Source organism: Clostridium sp. Marseille-P299, assembly GCF_900078195.1.
GTDB lineage: Bacteria > Bacillota > Clostridia > Lachnospirales > Lachnospiraceae > Lachnoclostridium.
On sequence record NZ_FJVE01000006.1, the window covers coordinates 196,968 to 215,987 of the forward strand.

The following is a 19,020-nucleotide window of genomic DNA, read 5'->3' on the forward strand; positions in this document are numbered from 1 at the left end:
ATCCTTATTTTTCATCAACTAATTCCATAAATACTTCTTCCAAACTTTGATTTCCTTTTACATCATTGGTTAATCCAGAACTAATTAATTTTCCGCCTTTAATGATTGCGATTTTATTACAAAGTTTTTCTGCTACTTCAAGAACATGTGTTGAAAAAAAGATAGCACTGCCTTCTGCACATAGCTCACTCATAAATGTTTTTAATAAGTGGGATGCTTTTGGATCTAGACCTACAAAAGGTTCATCTAATAACATAAGCTTTGGCTTATGTATCAATGCAGAAATAATTGCGAGCTTCTGCTTTATACCATGAGAATAAGACCCTATGGAATCTCCTAAGTTTTGTGTAATATCAAAAGCATCTGCAAATTTTTTTATTCTCGTTTCTCTATCTGATTTTGCTACCTCAAATAAATCTCCGATAAAATTCAAATATTGGATTCCTGTTAAATGTTCATATAAATCAGGATTATCAGGGATATACGCTGTTAGCTTTTTACATGCAACTGGATCTTTTTTTATAGAAATTCCATTGATTAAAATTTCACCCTCCGTAAAATCAAGTACTCCAGCAATTGCACGTAGTGTGGTGGTTTTTCCCGCTCCATTATGACCAATAAACCCATAGATATCACCAGCCTCTACAGTTAACGTAAGATTATCTACCGCCTTCTTCGTATTGTTATAAGTTTTTGTAAAATTTTTAATTTCTAACATAATAATCCCCTTTCTTGCCCAGGTTCTTTGGGCAAAACAAGTTTGTGGTGTGTAAGCACAAACTTGCGTGTGAAAATTGTTTTCTATTTTCACACTAGCCTTCATGCTACTAAAGCCTCTTAATTTCAAATTGAAATGCTTTTTCAAATTTGCTGTTATAAATTTTTGTGTTATTTCGCTTTTAGTATATTGCTTTTTGTCATATTGCTTCTGTTATATCGCTTTTGTTATATCGCTTTTGTTATATTGCTTTGTTATACTGCTTTGTTATATTGCTTTGTTATATTGCTTTGTTATATTGCTTTGTTATAAATCGCCTTACTATAAAGCTTTTATTATATGTTAGATATTTAGACAATTGTCTAAATATCTAACAACAATATACATCACTCTAAAATTTTAGTCAATGAAAATTTCCAATTACATAATAATTTTTTGCATTATTTACATAACGCTAAAAATAACAATTCAATTCTTTATAATCGTACTCTGAACATTTATAGAATCATCATTCTTAGGTTATTTATCACATCACCATTCTTAGATATTTATAACATTATCATACCTTATTCATAAAATCACCATTCTTAGGATATTCATCACATCCCATTCTTAGGATATTCTTAACATCATATTCTTAGAATATTTATCACATCACCTTACTTAAGTTATCCATAGCATCACCTTAATTAGGCTAATCATAACATTATCGTACTTTAAAATTTTTATTGAATTCACTTACCCTGAATCTCTATATATTTACTCACAAAATTCCCTATTAATAATACTTAAAAGAATTTCTACATCTTCTGGTGCATTATTTTCAACCAATCTAGCTGCAGCAAGCACTGGCAACCAACTTAAGACCTCTTCCCTTGTTAGCTTTGCTTTATCACAATAGCATTGAAGATACAAATCTGCAATCTCACTTTTATAAAGAAGATATAGCAAATAAGTTCTACAAACATCCGCTGCTGCACAACCTAAGCTTGCGTCCACCCAGTCGATTATTTTAATATCAGAATCCGTTTTAATTAAATTAAGAACATGAAAATCACCATGACAAAGAGTATAATCCACATTTAAATGACCAAGTTTCTCAATACATTTTTGTTTCAATTCCTCACTAATTAATGTAGTCCACTTTATTTTACTCTGTAATTTATCCTTAAGTAATGGAATTCCTTCGACATTTTTAATCTGATGTACCCTTTGTTGTATTAAAACGGATTGTTCAATATAGTCAGCTCCATGCACACTATCCTTAAGAAGCAAGTTTCCTAATGTTTCTCCATTCACATATTCCATTACAATTGCCGTACGATCTTTTATACTAATTACATCATAAAACTTTGGAACCGGAAGTCCTGTATTATAAATACGATTTAGAATTTTTGCCTCAAATTCTACATTATTACTTCCGTAATCTGGCTTAAAAACCTTAATTGCTTTATTTTCATATAAGTATACATCTGCCTGTGCTCCACTTCCTATCAACTGGGTAAAATATGTATGATCCATATGCCCTCCTATAAATTTGTAAAATAAAGGTATTTTTAACTACTCCCATTTTAACATAAATATTCCTCAAGTAAATATATTTATATATAATTCAAACATTTCATTAAATTAGTGCTTTTTCACTATATTTGTATAATATTATCAGATTTTGTTGACAAATGCCTTTTGCTAAATTAAAATATTTATTAATATTTAATTATTTTTTTATTTTCTTAATATAATCTTATAATTTTTATTTAAAGGTGACCATATTGAAATATATAAAATCTAAATATTTATCAATCATACTACTGCTAGGTGTTTCGTGTATTATGATTTGGATTTTCGGCTGCCCAATAAAAAATTTCACAGGGCTTTCCTGTGCTGGGTGCGGAATGACAAGAGCTTGGCTTTCATTACTAAGATTAAACTTTAGTCAGGCATATTATTTTCATCCATTATTCTGGAGTGTTCCCATCATGCTATTTTTAATCGTTTTCAACGATAAACTAAGTAATAAAAAGAAATATCTATTTTGGGGATGTATTATTTCACTTTTTTTAATTGTATATTTTATAAGACTTTTCGGCGAAAGTTCTATCGTTACATTTAACTTTAAGGAGTCTATAATTTATAAAATACTTTTTAATAGGAGGAGTTAATTTAAGATGCTTAAGACAAATAGGGGGATTCTGCGTTTATTTATACTTTCTTTAATAACTTGTGGAATTTACGGAATTTTCTTTTGGTGGTCTGTTTGCGAAGATTTAAATACAACAGGCCAAAATGATGGAAAAGATTCACCAAATATCATCGTGGTATATCTTTTAACAATCATTACATGTGGTATTTATTATTACTACTGGCTTTATAAGCAAGGAAATCGTCTACAATTTACTATTCATGGCATGGGTGGATCCTGTCAGGAAAACGGAACAACTTATCTACTATGGCAAATTATTGGTGTTATTCTCTGTGGTTTAGGACCAATCTATGGTACTCATTTATTTTTAAAAAATCTAAATCAGGCTTGTGCACTTTATAACTCAAGAGTTATAAATCGTTAATTATAAATGAATTGACCAGCGAACATCGTCGCTTTAGCGACATATTTCATTTTTAGTAAGTACGCATATTTAGCGGAGCGATTTTAAATGATAAGAAAAAGCATTTCTGCTTTTATTTACTGTTATAAAAAAAGAAGTGAGTGGCCGACTCACTTCTTAACTTCCTAACTTCTATTGTTGCGCTCCTCCTAGGTTTTTAATCCAGCGAATCGCAAGATCAATCCATCCTTCACATTCTGGCTGTATACTTCTACCATCAGAATTCATCGTTTCTTCCGTAGCTAAGCTAAGTCCATGTTTTCCAACTGGATACATATGAAACTCTGTTGAGATATTGAATTTTCTTAAGGCAGAAACAAGTAATAATGAATTTTCTACTGGAACACTTGCATCTGTATACGTATGCCAAACAAACATAGGTGGTGTATTAACACTTACCTGCTTTTCTAAGGAAAGCTTATCTAAAAGTTCATCATAGCGATCCCCTAACACTCGAATAAATGAGTCGCGATGTGCAAACTCTCCAGAAGTGACTACTGGATAGCATAATAAACAACCATCTGGTTTAATCATATCTTTCGTTGTATTCAATTCTTTAGAAAGCCAGTCCTCACTCCAAAACATTGCAAGACTTCCTGCTAAATGTCCACCTGCTGAAAATCCTGCAATCACAATACGATTCTCATCAATATTTAGTTCTTTTGCATGCTCGCGAACATATTTTACGCTTGCTGCTAACTCTAATAATTGCACTGGATATGTCGTTGGTGCTACATGATAGCGTAATACAAATGCATGATAACCACCAGCCATCATTCGTAACGCAATTGGCTCTGCTTCACGATCAGAAGTATGTGAATATCCACCACCAGGACAAATAATTACTGCTGGGCGTTTTCGATTTATGTCAATCTGAGCTGTGTTGTCTATAATATAGGAATATAACTTAGCAGGCTCTTCCACACCTCTATTCGGAATTTGAATTGAAATCTCTTGATGAATCATCTGGCACTCTCCTTTTCCATTTTTAACATTTGTTCTTGATTCGAGAGGAAAACTATATTTCGACTTTCCTTAAACTACTGGTAGTCGTATCTTCATTCTGAAATCTATTTCTAATTTTAACACTCAAATCATTTGATAATACTATAAAATATTTTTTATTATGGGGATGCGGCAAACTAAATAGCTTTACCGCATCCCCATAATTTTTTAATGGAAACATAAGCAGACTCACATTTCCTAAATCCCTATTATTTTATCATATAATACTACAATTTTCCACAATTTTTCACACACTAACAGTTCCCTTTACATGAAAAACTCCATCGTATTGATTCTTTGTCTCCTTAAAAATAACATGGCTTACATTAATAACAGTAATATCTTCCAAAGATAAAATAGTTTTCTCTATCTCTTTTGCACGCTCCATATCAAGTGAGGCAAAGGCTTCATCCAAGAATAAAATACTGGCCTTAGCTAGCATAGCTCTAGCAATAACAATACGGCTACGTTCTCCACCTGAAATATTTTTACCATTATCATATAGCATCGTATCTAATCCATTTGATAATGCCTTCACAAATTCCATTAATCCAGATGATTGAAGCGCTCTCTCAATTTCTTCTTTGGTATAGGATTTATATAAGGTAATATTATTTAAAAGGGTATCCTCAAAAATAAATACTTGCTGTTCCACATTAGCAATCATGGAGAAGTAATCTTCTTTTTTCACATCTCTTAGAGGAATTCCATCAATAAAAATCTCACCAGTAGTAGCCTTAAAATACTTTCTAAGTAACTTTAGTAAGGTTGATTTGCCACCACCGCTTGGTCCTACAATTAAGTATTTACCATTTTTCTTAATAGTTAAATTTACATCTTCTAATATTGGCTTTTTATCATCATCCTCATAATGAAAGCCCACATCCCTCAATTCAATTTTATCCTTAAATTCGTGTAATGCTTCCTTTTCCTCATAAGTATCCGAATTATTTAAACTATTACTAATTTTTTTACTTAATTCGTTTGAAGAAAAGACTTTCGGAAATGCCTCGCTTAACATCATAAGTGGCCATGCCATTCTTCTCATTCCCTCAGATACAATCAAAATGCCAGCTACTGTAATTTTTCCTTGGATAGCTAGATATCCTAGTGTACAAATTACGATATATAAGGATGTATTCATTAAAAAATTTTGAGCAGCGAAAATAAAACTTAACATACGTTCAATTAAATAACCTTTTTGTTGTATTGCTTCACTTTTCCCATAGTAATCATTTTTCACTTTATCTACAAGATTATTGGTCTTAACAATATGAAACGCTGATAAAACTTCCTTAATATATGAGGTATAACTATCAAACATATCACTTCGTTCTTTATAAGATTTGCTGACAGGTTTATTCATAAGAATCGATATCAGCACATTAACTCCTGTAACTCCTATGGATAATAATATCATCCATGGATTTACGGTAGCTATAATCCACATACCAACAGCAAAGTTAGCAAGCCCATTTCCGATGGAATAGATTCCTTCGATAAAATTGACATCAAGTGTATTACAATCGTTGGTTAACTTTGATAAATAATTCGCCGTATTCTCTTTCTGAAATTCTGAGATATCTTTACGAAATACCCCGTTCACATAGAATCTCTTCATTGTTATATTGGCATTTTTACGATACCAGCCTTTTGTTAATGAAGTTATAATTCCAATTGGAATTAAAAGACTCGCAAATAAAATAAGACTAGGTATCTTTCTCGTTAAGTTTTCTATATCACCAATTAATGCATAATCGAGAAGGCCCATCATTTTTACATATACCATACCATCAAGAAAAGTGCAAAGTGTCGCAAATAATAGCGCAATTATCATCTTTGGTGTAGCTTTAAATACTTGTTTTAACATGTGATAGCCTCCCCGAAGTAATCCTTTGCTGCATATTGATTCACCCTACCATTTTTTATTTCAAGTATATAATCATATTGCTCTGTAACACCCTCATAATACCTGTGACTAATTGCAATTACTGTTTGTTCTAGGGATAAGAATAGCTTTTCAATCTCTTTACCAAGCTCCTCATTCAAGCTAGAAGTCCCCTCGTCAACAAATAAAATTTCAGCCTCTTTTGCTATGGCTCTTGCTATGGAAATCCTTTGACGCTGTCCACCTGAAAGATTCTTACCATTTTCTAAAAGTACTTCATCAAGACCTAGAGCTTTATCTGCTATCAAGGTGTCTAATTGGCATGCCTTAACAGCAAACTGTATGCGTTCATTGGGAATCTCTTTATATAGTGTTATATTATTCCTAATTGAATCTTCAAATAAAAATACATCCTGATAAATAAATGCTACTTTATCTTGGAATTTCTTATCCTCGATATTCTTATACTCAATACCATCTGCTAAAATTGCACCCTCGTAATTATCGTATGTTTTTGCAAGTAAATTCATAAGTGTCGATTTTCCGGCACCACTTACCCCTTTGATTAAATATTTTTTACCTTTTTCAATTGTAAAATTAGCATCCTTTAAAATTTCCGTATTCTCATATGCAAACTTTACATGGTCAACTTTAATTTCTTTTACGTCAGAAAAATCTCCACTCTGATATTCCGATGCTTTAACCTCATTCTTCTCTTGTACTGATGTAATTTTCTCATAAATATTAACCGAAGCTTTTATTGTATTCCAAAGAGGAAATGCTTCAATTAAATTAAAGCTCATGGCAGATGCAAGTTGAAAAATAAAGGTCGCTTTTGCTAGAGACATTCCATTTTGAAACCCAAGACATAAATAAATCATAACTCCACACATTATGACATATCCAACAATATTAATTAAACTTCTCTGTCCCTCCGAAAATATATTAAACCAATTCTTTTTTCTCTCTACTTTTTTTATAGAATCCAAACTCTTTTGTAAAAATTTATCTTCAATACGATTTAATTTTAAGATTTCTAAACCATTGAATGTATTTCCCATTTCAGTGGTAAACTCTTCGTTAAGAGTAGAAACTTCGCCTTGAAGAGACACCGTTTTATTGGAAAATATTCTTGATATCCCATAAAGTATAATAGATACAAAAAGCATCACAACTGCTAAGATTGGTTCCATAAACACCAAACAAAGAAAGCATAATACAAACATACTTATATTGATTAGATAGTTTAAGAGACTTATAAAAAATTTAGATTCAAAGGTATTGATATCGTTAATAAGATTCGAGATGTAAACCTCTTTTGATTTTTTTGAAAATTGTTTAAATGACATCCCAATAATCTTATCAAAGGCTTGTTTCCTTACATCTAGTATCGTATCTCTCATATATCCAATACGTAGCATACGAGATATAATAAAATTTGCTCCCATATAGATACAGGCAACCATCGTGATGATTACTACATATATGTAATTTGATTTCTCACCTTTTTCTACTGCACCAAGTATTAATGCGAAAAGCCCCATATTTATAAATCGCTCTATATTAAACATAAATGATGCAATAAGATACTGAATAAACTTACCTCTACGCTTCCACAACAGCTCTTCCATGGAATTCCCACCCTATTTTCTTAGCTATTTTGTTAGCTATTCTATTTGTTTCCTACCTATTCTATTTGCTTCCTACGATTCTATTTTTTTCTACGATTCTATTTTTACTGCGATTCTATTTGTTTCCTATGCTTCTATTTGCTTACCATCAATAAAAGTATATAAAACTTTTGTAGAAGATTCTAAAATATCTCCATCTGCGATTACGATATCTGCATCTTTTCCAACTTCCAGGGAACCTACTCTATCTTCTATTCCAATATGTAATGCTGGATTTATTGTTATTGCTTGTAATGCATCAAATGCATCCATTCCAGACTTCACTGCAAGACCTGCACACAATGATAAATACTGTTGTGGTGTTACAGGGCTATCAGTAATAATGGATACCTTTAGGCCAGCCTTTGCTAAAATCCCTGGTGTTTCAAATGTTTTATTGCGAAGTTCATACTTTGTGGCATGCCCAAAAGATGGTCCTACTGCAACTGGCACATTCTCTTTTACAAGTTCATCTACAATTAAATGTCCTTCGGTACAATGTTCAATGGTAAGTTTTAGATTAAATTCTTTTGCAATTCGAATTGCTGTAAATATATCATCTGCACGATGAGCATGACATTTTAAAGGAATTTCACGATTCAATACTGGAAGAAGTGCTTCTAATTTCATATTAAACGCTGGTTTTTTAGTAATATCATCTCCAGCGGCTAACAGTTTTCCTTGATATTCTTTTGCTTGAAATAAAATCTCACGTAACTTTGCAGCTGTAGACATTCTAGAGCAATTGTTTTTATCCTTATAACATCTTTTTGGATTTTCACCAAATGCACACTTCATTGCTACCTGTTCTTTTATTATCATTTGGTCTACTCTCTTACCAGTCATCTTAATCGCTGTAAATGTACCACCAACTACATTTGAGCTTCCTGGACCAGTGGAAACGGTTGTTACACCGCCAAGTGCTGCTTGATGAAGCGTCTCATCCAAAGGATTAATTCCATCAATGGCTCTTAGATGTGGTGTTAAGATATCATTGTATTCATTGTAATCCTGGCCTTCAAAACCAATACCATACCCATCAAGTCCAATGTGACCATGTGCTTCAACTAAACCTGGATAAACATTTAAACCTTCTGCATTAACCACATTAACTTCATCTTTCACCAAAATATCTTTTTCTATTTTGATGATTTTCCCATCCTCTGCTAAGATATCTGCAACGTATGCTTCTTTATGTATAGCGTCATGTATTTGACCACCCTTAATTAATAGTTTCATAATTTTCCTCCAATTGTAATAATATTAAATTAAATCAATGATTCCAGTGTAAGAAAGTATTTTTAAATTTCCCAAAATGAAACGCCTCTTATATGAGAATTCTTTAAGGACTTTAATACTTGTACACCTAGAATTATATTGAAAATATTGCCAATATACAAGTGATATTTTTTATTATGAATTTATAAACATGCATTTACTCGTATTAGATTTTTAAATTATTTATTTTTTTCTTTTAAATTTTTAATTTGGTAATTGGGAACGTATATTCCATATGATAATTTGAAAAATATATTCCAAGCTGTAAGAAAAGAAGTTGAATTTACCTTTTCAATTCACTATTTCAGATGTTAACGTTGGTTTTTTCCCTTAAGATTGACAAATACCATAAAGCTTACTATAATTGATTATGTATACGCTTTCTTAATACGTAACGTAAAGGAAAGTAAAAATAATAACATTTATAGGAGATGATAATTTGGACCCCAGTGTCGCCACGCAATTAGTTATTTTAGTTATTTTATTAGTGTTATCTGCTTTTTTCTCATCTGCAGAAACCTCCCTCACAACCATCAATAAGCTTCGTATTCGAAGTTTAGTGGATGAGAATGTTCGAGGAGCAAAAACTGTTAGTATTATTATTGAGGATCCCTCAAAGATGCTAAGTGCCATTTTAATTGGTAATAATATCGTTAATCTATCCGCTTCCGCACTTACTACTGCACTTGCCATTAAATTATGGGGCAATACATTTGCAGGTATTGCAACCGGTGTTTTAACTATTATTATTCTTATCTTTGGTGAGATTACCCCAAAAACAATTGCAACCATTCATGCAGAAAAGCTTGCTCTTGCTTATGCACCAATTATTTATTTTTTAATTCAGTTGTTAACTCCAGTTGTATTTTTGATTAATAAACTGTCCTTAGTACTATTACTCATTATGAGAGTAGATCCAAACAAGAGAAATACAATCATAACGGAGAATGAATTAAGACAATTTGTAGATGTTAGTCATCAAGAAGGTGTAATTGAAAGCGAAGAGCGAAAAATGATAACCAACGTGGTTGATTTTGGAGATTCACTTGCAAAAGAAGTAATGGTACCACGTATTGACATGTCATTTGCAAATACAGAGATGTCATACAGCGAATTAATTGAAGCCTTTCGAGCTGATAAATATTCCAGAATGCCAGTTTATGCAGAAACACGTGATAATATTATTGGTATCATAAACTTGAAGGACGTATTTTTCTTTCGTGGAGATGAATCCGATTTCAATATAAAAGACTTTTTACGTGAACCATTTTTCACTTACGAATATAAGAAGACCTCTGAATTGCTACATGAAATGAAACGTGATTCCATACCAATGGCTATTGTACTTGACGAGTATGGTGCAACCGCTGGTCTTATTACACTTGAAGACCTCTTAGAGGAAATCGTTGGTGAAATTCGTGATGAATATGATGGAGATGAGGTTGACTCTATTATTCCTCTTGGAAATAACGAATATCTTGCAGAAGGTGCTGCAAAACTTGAAGATATTAATGAAGAACTTGGCCTTTCACTGGAATCTGAGGACTATGATTCTATTGCAGGTCATATCATTCACTTACTTGATCATTTGCCAGCTGAGGGTGAACAGATTACTGAAAATCATGTAACCTTTACAGTACAGGCTGTTGATAAAAATAGAATAGATAAAGTTCATATTTTCGTTGACCGTGAATCACTTGATTCTGATGACGAAGAATAGACTATTAAATAAACAATAGGAATCACACCTTTGGAACTTTCTATTGTATAAATTAAAAATGCTGTCTGCAAAGTGCATTTCATAATATATGAAAGCAAATTGTTAGACAGCATTTTTCATGTGTAATAAAATATTTTCTTTCCCTTAAAGGCCTATCCTTTTATAAGTCAAAAATTCTTGTAGCAATTGAAAAATATACTAAAATGGAACAAGTATCTACGATTGTTGTAATTAATGGAGCCGCCATTAAGGCAGGATCTAATTTTAGTTTTTTTGCAGCCATAGGTAACATACAGCCCATTAACTTTGACATCCATACAGTTACCATAATCGTTAAACCTATTACAACTGCTAGTCTTAATTGATGATATTGAATCATGATACGGATTCCATTGGCGATTGCTAATGCTAATCCTACAACAAGTGCTACTAAAGTTTCTTTTGAAACTACTCGAAAGAAATCTTTAGCGCGAATTTCATCAATTGCAAGTCCACGAATAATTAAAGTAGCACTTTGTGAGCCACAGTTACCGCCAGTTCCCATAATCATCGGAATGAAAGATACCAGAATAGGAATGGCCGCAAAGGCATTTTCATACTTAGTAATTAGAAGCCCTGTAATGGTAGATGAAAGCATTAAAATTAATAGCCACATAATACGATTCTTCGCATGCTTAAAAACAGACGTATGAAAATACGTATCATCCGATGGATTCATCGCTGCCATCTTTTCAAAATCTTCCGTGTTTGCCTCTTGAATTACATCCACAGCATCATCGATCGTAATAATACCTACTAAGCGATCCTCTTGGTCAACAACTGGAAGTGCTAATAAGTCATACTTATCAAATTTTTTCGCAGCTTCTTCTTTATCTTCTAGTGTATTTACTTTAATTAAATTCGTATTCATGATATCGGCAATACAAGTAGACATATCCGCTAAAAGGAGCTCTTTTACTGTTACAATTCCTTCTAGATGTCTGCTTTTATCAAGTACATAACAAGTATATATGGTTTCTTTATTTACACCATATTTACGAATACGCTCAAAAGCATCTTCAACCGTCATAGAAGCTTTTAAATCAACGAATTCAATGGTCATTACACTTCCAGCGCTATCGGATGGATAATTTAAGAATTCATTAATTAATTGTCTTTGTGTTGGGTCAGCTTGACGTAAAATACGTTTTACAATAGTAGCTGGCATTTCACCAATTAAAGCAATCGTATCATCTAGGAACAGCTTACTAGTTACTTCCTTTAACTCTTTATCGGTCATTACATGAATTAGTCTCTCTTGTAATTCAGGCTCCATAAATGAAAATGTCTCTACTGCAGCATCTTTATTCAATAAACGATATACCACAAGCATATCCTTATCTTCTATTTCTTCCAATATCTGTGCAATATCTGCACTATTTATAGTTTCAAGTAAATGCTTTAAATCATTATACTTTTTTTCTTCTAATAATTCTAAAATTTGAGTTTCCAAATCATTACCCTCCTATCTTTTTGTACACATTTGACTAAAATCCCACAAACAAAGAGTCTTTTATACTTTTAACAAAAGAATCTGTGTATAACTTTCTCTCCTTTTATGGAAATCTCGGTCACTTTATAACTACTACTAGTTTATACAGATATTCGGGCATAAAACATTACAGGCAATAAAATTTTATTTTATTAAAATTCGAGGCTTAGAAAATGCATGATGTTACATAATATATGCACTTTCAAGCTACGCCCTTTGGGTTTTATGCCGCTACTACTGCAACTGTCATCCATTATCCTCACCTCTCCTTTTATTGAACTTCATTTAAATTACTAACTTAATAACTCTATCTATATTCTGTTTTAAAATTTCATTTTTCTACTTATTATTAAAATAATTGTACTTTATCTATCGATTTGAACTATATATATCATTTCGTTTTTACTTTATCGACTTATATATTCTATATATATCAGTTTGTATTTTACAGTATCGATTTATATTTTCTATATATCATTCTTATTTTACTTCATTTTGAACGAATTAAGCAAAAAAAATATCACCGATTTAACTCTAATAGATTGCGATTTATTGCATCTATACATTCGTTAAGACAGTGATAGGTATTATTCTTTCTCATAAAAATCTATGATTTCGTTTAAACAATCCTGTAGTATTACCCACCGTCCAAGCTTTAGCATCGAAGGGCAATGAAATTGCATTAGATTATGCCTTGAAGCGACATAACCTGCTAACCAACTAATAGTGTCTCCATTATTTCGCGGTAGCAATCCGTATCCCTTCGGTAGCCTCACCTACCGAAGTAAATTCTATGTTAGTCTACTATGTTCCTATTCGTTTGTCAAGAACAAAGATTTTATATATTAAAAATAAGAAGACTTATGCAATGAAATCATCTATCAAATGAAAACAAAGCATAAGTCTTTCTACATGTTTAAATATACACCAACAAATAAAGTAGTGTTTTGTCGGAGAAATCATTTTATTTTAACATTCTAATTAGAAACGCTTACCGCAATTTCCAGCACAACTGCTACATGCACCAGAATCACAATCGGAATCCATTTCACCATTATAAACGGCTCCATCTAAATAAGCTGCTGCTGCGATATCAACATCTCCTTGCATACCTGGAACTACTAAAATACCATATTCCATTAATAGACTCATTGCTGGTGCACCAATTCCACCACAGATCACAACATTAACGCCTAATTCTTTCATAAGGTTTGCAACTTCTTCATGTCCAGAGCCTGTATTTTTAATAACCTCTCTATTTAGAAGATTATCGCCTTCTAATTCATAAACTGTAAAGTTTTCGCAATGACCAAAATGTTCACTTACATTACCAGCTTCTGTTGAAGCAACAGCAATTTTAACATATTCGCTCTTCTTTGCTGTTTCCACAGGTAGTATTTTAGCGATTGTATCTGCTGCTTCATCAAGCCAAGAGCCTTGTAAATCTTCAACATTTCCACCGTCAATTGCTTCTGCAATGGATGGGTCAATTGGTAACTTAGCAAGTACAGGGATTCCATATTTCTTTGAAATCTCATCAATATGACTCTTACCAAACACTGAGATACGTTCTTTACAATTTCCACATTCGATGTAACTATAGTTTTCTACAAGTCCTAAAATAGGTATATTCATTTCTTTTGCCATATTAACAGCTTTACCAACAATCATAGAAACTAATTCTTGTGGGCTTGTTAAAACAATAATACCATCAAGTGGTAGAGATTGGAATACAGTTAGTGGCACATCACCAGTTCCTGGAGGCATATCCACAAACATATAATCTACATCGCCCCAAACAACTTCTGACCAAAATTGTTTTACTGTACTAGCAATTACAGGGCCTCTCCATACAACTGGAGTCTCTTCATTTTCAAGTAATAAGTTAACAGACATTAACTCAATACCATTTTTTGTAATTTCAGGTAAAAGACCAAGTTCATTTGCTTCGGCTAATTTATGTATACCAAATGCCTTAGGAATGGATGGTCCAGTAACATCCGCATCTAATATTGCAGTTTTATAACCTTTACGATTTAAAAGTACGGATAAATAAGAAGTAACAAAGGACTTACCTACTCCGCCCTTACCACTTACAACGCCTATTACCTTGCGTACACGGCTATATTGATTCATTGGTACTAAGAAATCTTCTTTGGATGGTTGTTTGGAACCACAGCTGGATGCACAACTTGAACAGTCATGGGAACAGCTACTTTCTTGTTGATATACTTCTTCACTCATAATATTTCTCCTTTTTATTTATAGGGCAATTATGTCCTTAATTAATTATAGATAAATTACTCTGGCATGGAATACATACAGCATTTACAGATTGGAGATCTATCACAAGGAGCCTTTGCTACCTCGTAATTTCCGCCTTCAATCAAAACACTACTGCCAGTGCATAACGCCTGCGTTGATTTTTTTCTACCAGAATATAATATACGTTGGAATGTTCCACGAGAAATCTGCATTCTCGTTGCCGCCTCTTCTTGATCTAGTCCTTCGAAATCGCACAAACGCATTGCCTCTAGCTCATCCACATTAATTGTGATGTAATTTTCAATTCCAGCTTCGGAATAAAAATTTTTATTCTCAAACTCAGCGCAAATCCTTCTACACTTCGCATTTCTAGACATCGACAGCCCCCCTCCAATACTATTATATATTATGTGCAAATGCACAATTAAATTATACAACTTCATGTTGATTTGTCAAGTTTCGTACCAGAAGTTCTTACATATTCCTTCATCATTTTTTTCATTACAATAAAATACGTAATTCCAAGTGGAACAGCTGCTCCAACCCAAGCAAGTGGTCCAGCAAAACAAATACCAAGATATCCAATAAGATTTGGTAATGTATAAGCTACTACACTTCTTACAACAAGTTCAAAAACTCCAGCCAATAAGGGCATAAAACTTCTTCCAATTCCTTGTAATACATTTCGATATACAAAAATCATACTTACAAATGCAAAGAAATAAGAGCAAGTTCTAAGATATAGCATCGCTGCATTAATGATTTCAGGGTCTCTTTCTGATAAAAAGAGATTACACAAAGGCTCTCCAAACACATTCATAACAAAGATGGCTAATGCACAAAAGATTAAAGATAAATTTGTACATTTTTCCACACCCTCTTTGATACGATCAATTCGATTTGCTCCTAGATTCTGACCTGCATAATTAGCCATGGTTACTCCAAAGGTTATGGCTGGTTGCATGACCAATTGTTCCACTTTTGAAGCTGCTGTATAGGCCGCTATCTTTACGGAACCAAACAAATTTAGTGCTCCTTGTAAAACAACAATTCCAATTGCAGTTACAGAAAATTGAAACGCCATTGGTAAACCTATCCTTAGATGTTTCCACGCAAACTTCCAATCCATCTTAAAATCTTCCCGCGTTAGATGTAAGATAGAGTATTTTCTCTTTGTATAAAAAAAGCATAAGATACCTGAAACCGCCTGTGAAATAACTGTGGCCCAAGCAGCTCCAGCCACACCCATATGAAATACAATTATAAATAATAAATCAAGCGCAATGTTTAAAATAGATGAAACGATTAAAAAATAAAGCGGTGTCTTACTATCCCCCAATGCTCTTAAAATGCACGCAAGCATATTATAGAGTACCGTAGCTGCAATACCCCAGTAAATCACGACGATATAATTATACGCATCCTTAATAATATCGTCTGGTGTATTAATTAATTTTAACAAAGGCATCGTTGTGAAAACGGATAATAAAGTGATTATTATAGTGATTGCCACACATAATATAGTTGATGTTGCTACTGATTTTCTAACTCCCTTTTCATCCCTTGCACCGTATCTTTGTGCAACAACAACCGCAAAACCACCAGTAATACCCGTGATAAATCCTATAACTAAAAAATTAAGCGGCCCTGTTGTTCCAACAGCTGCAAGTGCCTTTGCATTCATAAATCTACCAACAATCATTGTATCGACCATACTATATAATTGTTGAAATATATTACCTATTAATAAAGGAATCGAGAAATGCACCATTAATTTCATCGGACTTCCATTTGTCATATCATGACCCTTTAAATCTTTCATGCTTGTTATCCTTCCAAAAAAATTAATTCATATTACTGAATACAATTTGCATTTTTTAAAGTTATATACAAGCTTTTCATTTCCAAATAAAGAAATTTAAACAGACAAAAGAAAAAACGAAGTAAAGTCTCGTTTTGCATAAAGGAACAAAATAATTTCTTACATAAAAAATAGTAGAGTATTGGATAATAATTTCACCAAATACTCTACTACTTTTAATAAATTCTTATTGAATTAGTTTTCAATTAATTTCTTTTTCTTAGTCCAGCTCATTAAACCACGAAGTTCTTCTCCAACTTTTTCAAGTTGATGATCTGCTTCAATTCTTCTCTTAGCAAGGAAATTAGTACATCCGATTTGATTTTCAAGAAGCCAATTTCTTGCAAATACACCTTCTTGAATATCCTTTAATACTTGACGCATTGCATTCTTAGTATCTTCAGTAATAATCTTAGGTCCTGTTATGTAATCACCGTATTCTGCTGTATTAGAGATAGAATATCTCATACCTGCAAATCCACTTTCATTGATTAAGTCAACGATTAACTTCATTTCATGAATACATTCAAAATATGCACTTTCAGGTTCATATCCAGCTTCAACTAATACTTCAAATCCACACTTCATAAGTTGTGTAACACCACCGCAAAGAACTGCTTGCTCACCGAAAAGGTCAGTTTCAGTTTCTTCTCTAAATGTTGTTTCTAGTACACCAGCTCTTGCTCCACCAATTGCAAGTGAATATGCAAGACCAAGGTCATGTGCTTTTCCTGTAGCATCTTGATGTACTGCGATAAGACAAGGAACACCTTGACCTTCTTCATACTGACTTCTAACTGTATGTCCAGGTCCCTTAGGTGCAATCATTAATACGTCAACATCTGCTGGAGGAATGATTTGTCCAAAATGAATTGCAAAACCATGTGCAAACATTAATGCGTTTCCTGCCTCTAGATTTGGCTCGATGGATTCTTTATACATTTTAGCTTGTTTTTCATCATTGATTAAAATCATGATGATATCTGCTTTCTTCGCTGCTTCTGCTGCTGTATAAACTTCAAATCCTGCTGCTTCTGCTTTTGCCCAAGACTTGCTTCCTTGGTATAAACCAATAATGACATGAACTCCTGATTCCTTCATGTTAAGTGCATGCGCATGTCCTTGACTACCATATCCAATAACAGCTACTGTTTTACCTTCTAATAAGGATAGGTTACAATCATCTTGATAATAAATCTTTGCCATTTTTATTCCTCCTAAATATGTATTTATTTATATTCTACCGGTTCCTTGAAAAATCAAGGGGGCTGATATACAAAATTAATTATTCTTCTATAAACTCTGCAATATCTCCAGAGCCTCGTACTAAACCTGTTATTCCAGTACGAACAAATTCAAGTATTTGAAAGCCATCTAATAGTTTAATAAAAGCATCTACTTTTGCTTGATTTCCTGTTAATTCAATCATTAAAGATTCAGGAGCTACGTCAACAATTTTTGCTCGGAATATGTCTGCTACTGAAATGACGGCTTGACGCTCCTTTGTCGTTGCATGAACCTTAACCAAAACAAGTTCTCTACATACAGATTCATCTGTCTCTAATTCATTAATTTCCACTACATCTTCTAACTTCTGAAGCTGATTTCTAATCTGCTCAAGAATCTGATCATCACCACTAACCACCACTGTCATTCTTGAAAACTGAGGCTTCTCCGTTTCTCCAACCGTTAAGCTATCAATGTTATATCCTCTTCGGCTAAACAATCCTGCGACACGGCTTAACACACCTGCTGTGTTATCAACTAATAATGATAAAACCATCTTTCTCATAAGATTCTCCTCCCTCGTATGAATACTCAGTAGATATTGGTTTAGCATAACGCAAAATTTATGTAAAAATGCTTCAAACCCTTGAAAACACAATTCTTTTGCACTTTACTGTTTTAACGTTACTAAGTATTTTAACAACTTCAATTTTATTTGTCAAGGATATTTATTAATCAGATAATCGAATTTTTTGTAAAATAATTCTATGTTCTTGATTTTTTTTAATATCGCAATGGATTAAAATTTTAGACTGCTATAAAATAGATCTTATTCAACTCTATTTTAAAACAGTCTAGATTATGTCTTTTAGCTATGATCTTAGCTATATTGTTTCCTATATTGTTTCCTATATTGTCCCCTATTTTCCTTACCTATCTTTTAAATATTGCTAAATCGACTGGATAAATCTAAATTCTTTACAATCTCCTCATTGGTTTTCATGTCATTACTTATGTCATTCATACGTAATACAAGATTCGAGGTATTATCCGCAACATTATTAACTCCAACTGTACTCTCATCAATGGCAGTGGCAACTCCTTTAAAGGAACCAATCATCTGTTCTATCATATCTTTTAAATTTTTAGTCTTATTCAAAAATCCGTCCATTTGCTTATGAATAAATATTGCATCTTCATTATATTGACTTCCAGTACTTACATTCTTATCATAATCATTCATAATTGTAG

Annotated in this window: 15 protein-coding genes and 1 riboswitch; of the genes, 2 read left to right on the forward strand and 13 right to left on the reverse strand. The window is 32.7% G+C overall.

Annotated features, from left to right (window positions below; all coding sequences use genetic code 11):
* Positions 1–4 precede the first annotated feature (4 nt).
* Complete coding sequence (locus BN4220_RS04875) at positions 5–718, reverse strand: ABC transporter ATP-binding protein (protein WP_066715424.1); 714 nt, start codon at positions 716–718, stop codon at positions 5–7.
* Between the two features lie 759 nt (positions 719–1,477).
* Positions 1,478–2,239 (reverse strand): phosphotransferase family protein, encoded by a 762-nt coding sequence (locus BN4220_RS04880; RefSeq protein WP_066714305.1) that lies wholly within the window; start codon positions 2,237–2,239, stop codon positions 1,478–1,480.
* 647 nt (positions 2,240–2,886) lie between these two features.
* Between BN4220_RS04880 and BN4220_RS04885 the strand changes: the two genes are divergently transcribed.
* Positions 2,887–3,285 (forward strand): DUF4234 domain-containing protein, encoded by a 399-nt coding sequence (locus BN4220_RS04885; RefSeq protein WP_066714307.1) that lies wholly within the window; start codon positions 2,887–2,889, stop codon positions 3,283–3,285.
* Between the two features lie 171 nt (positions 3,286–3,456).
* Here the strand turns inward: BN4220_RS04885 and BN4220_RS04890 are convergent, their stop codons facing one another.
* The 4 genes from BN4220_RS04890 to BN4220_RS04905 form a co-directional block, all read right to left on the reverse strand.
* The gene (locus BN4220_RS04890; RefSeq protein ID WP_066714309.1) at positions 3,457–4,290 is read right to left on the reverse strand and encodes an alpha/beta hydrolase; all 834 of its coding nucleotides are present in this window, start codon (positions 4,288–4,290) and stop codon (positions 3,457–3,459) included.
* A gap of 286 nt (positions 4,291–4,576) precedes the next feature.
* Complete coding sequence (locus BN4220_RS04895; RefSeq protein ID WP_066714311.1) at positions 4,577–6,199, reverse strand: ABC transporter ATP-binding protein; 1,623 nt, start codon at positions 6,197–6,199, stop codon at positions 4,577–4,579.
* A complete protein-coding gene (locus tag BN4220_RS04900; RefSeq protein ID WP_066714313.1) occupies positions 6,193–7,848 on the reverse strand; it encodes an ABC transporter ATP-binding protein in 1,656 nt (551 codons plus the stop codon). The genes BN4220_RS04895 and BN4220_RS04900 overlap by 7 nt, the downstream gene beginning before the upstream one ends.
* A gap of 126 nt (positions 7,849–7,974) precedes the next feature.
* Positions 7,975–9,126, reverse strand: a complete 1,152-nt coding sequence (locus tag BN4220_RS04905; protein WP_066714316.1) for an amidohydrolase — start codon at positions 9,124–9,126, stop codon at positions 7,975–7,977.
* Between the two features lie 478 nt (positions 9,127–9,604).
* Here BN4220_RS04905 and BN4220_RS04910 point away from each other — a divergent pair, with 478 nt between their 5' ends.
* The gene (locus BN4220_RS04910) at positions 9,605–10,885 is read left to right on the forward strand and encodes an HlyC/CorC family transporter (protein ID WP_066714318.1); all 1,281 of its coding nucleotides are present in this window, start codon (positions 9,605–9,607) and stop codon (positions 10,883–10,885) included.
* 160 nt (positions 10,886–11,045) lie between these two features.
* Here the strand turns inward: BN4220_RS04910 and mgtE are convergent, their stop codons facing one another.
* The 7 genes from mgtE to BN4220_RS04945 all read right to left on the reverse strand — a co-directional run bounded on the left by mgtE (position 11,046) and on the right by BN4220_RS04945 (position 19,012).
* Positions 11,046–12,377, reverse strand: coding sequence for a magnesium transporter (gene mgtE, locus BN4220_RS04915; protein WP_066714320.1), 1,332 nt, complete (start codon positions 12,375–12,377; stop codon positions 11,046–11,048).
* Positions 12,378–13,050: 673 nt separating this feature from the next.
* Positions 13,051–13,207, reverse strand: a riboswitch (M-box (ykoK) riboswitch).
* Positions 13,208–13,397: 190 nt separating this feature from the next.
* A complete protein-coding gene (locus BN4220_RS04920) occupies positions 13,398–14,660 on the reverse strand; it encodes a P-loop NTPase (RefSeq protein ID WP_082812114.1) in 1,263 nt (420 codons plus the stop codon).
* 56 nt (positions 14,661–14,716) lie between these two features.
* Complete coding sequence (locus tag BN4220_RS04925; protein ID WP_066714322.1) at positions 14,717–15,058, reverse strand: DUF134 domain-containing protein; 342 nt, start codon at positions 15,056–15,058, stop codon at positions 14,717–14,719.
* A 62-nt stretch (positions 15,059–15,120) separates the two neighbouring features.
* A complete protein-coding gene (locus BN4220_RS04930) occupies positions 15,121–16,503 on the reverse strand; it encodes an MATE family efflux transporter (protein WP_066714323.1) in 1,383 nt (460 codons plus the stop codon).
* A 234-nt stretch (positions 16,504–16,737) separates the two neighbouring features.
* Positions 16,738–17,748 (reverse strand): ketol-acid reductoisomerase, encoded by a 1,011-nt coding sequence (gene ilvC, locus BN4220_RS04935; RefSeq protein ID WP_066714324.1) that lies wholly within the window; start codon positions 17,746–17,748, stop codon positions 16,738–16,740.
* A gap of 79 nt (positions 17,749–17,827) precedes the next feature.
* Positions 17,828–18,334 (reverse strand): acetolactate synthase small subunit, encoded by a 507-nt coding sequence (gene ilvN, locus BN4220_RS04940; protein WP_066714325.1) that lies wholly within the window; start codon positions 18,332–18,334, stop codon positions 17,828–17,830.
* Between the two features lie 375 nt (positions 18,335–18,709).
* Complete coding sequence (locus tag BN4220_RS04945) at positions 18,710–19,012, reverse strand: hypothetical protein (RefSeq protein ID WP_066714327.1); 303 nt, start codon at positions 19,010–19,012, stop codon at positions 18,710–18,712.
* Positions 19,013–19,020 lie beyond the last annotated feature (8 nt).

Excerpts from the sequence above, each read along its gene's own strand:
- BN4220_RS04905 (WP_066714316.1), bottom strand. The coding sequence starts at position 9,126 with ATGAAACTATTAATTAAGGGTGGTCAAATACATGACGCTATACATAAA.
- BN4220_RS04920 (WP_082812114.1), bottom strand. The coding sequence starts at position 14,660 with ATGAGTGAAGAAGTATATCAACAAGAAAGTAGCTGTTCCCATGACTGT.
- BN4220_RS04930 (WP_066714323.1), bottom strand. The coding sequence starts at position 16,503 with ATGAAAGATTTAAAGGGTCATGATATGACAAATGGAAGTCCGATGAAA.
- ilvN (WP_066714325.1), bottom strand. The coding sequence starts at position 18,334 with ATGAGAAAGATGGTTTTATCATTATTAGTTGATAACACAGCAGGTGTG.
- BN4220_RS04890 (WP_066714309.1), bottom strand. The coding sequence starts at position 4,290 with ATGATTCATCAAGAGATTTCAATTCAAATTCCGAATAGAGGTGTGGAA.
- BN4220_RS04895 (WP_066714311.1), bottom strand. The coding sequence starts at position 6,199 with ATGTTAAAACAAGTATTTAAAGCTACACCAAAGATGATAATTGCGCTA.
- ilvC (WP_066714324.1), bottom strand. The coding sequence starts at position 17,748 with ATGGCAAAGATTTATTATCAAGATGATTGTAACCTATCCTTATTAGAA.
- BN4220_RS04880 (WP_066714305.1), bottom strand. The coding sequence starts at position 2,239 with ATGGATCATACATATTTTACCCAGTTGATAGGAAGTGGAGCACAGGCA.
- BN4220_RS04875 (WP_066715424.1), bottom strand. The coding sequence starts at position 718 with ATGTTAGAAATTAAAAATTTTACAAAAACTTATAACAATACGAAGAAG.
- BN4220_RS04925 (WP_066714322.1), bottom strand. The coding sequence starts at position 15,058 with ATGTCTAGAAATGCGAAGTGTAGAAGGATTTGCGCTGAGTTTGAGAAT.
- BN4220_RS04900 (WP_066714313.1), bottom strand. The coding sequence starts at position 7,848 with ATGGAAGAGCTGTTGTGGAAGCGTAGAGGTAAGTTTATTCAGTATCTT.
- BN4220_RS04945 (WP_066714327.1), bottom strand. The coding sequence starts at position 19,012 with ATGAATGATTATGATAAGAATGTAAGTACTGGAAGTCAATATAATGAA.
- BN4220_RS04885 (WP_066714307.1), top strand. The coding sequence starts at position 2,887 with ATGCTTAAGACAAATAGGGGGATTCTGCGTTTATTTATACTTTCTTTA.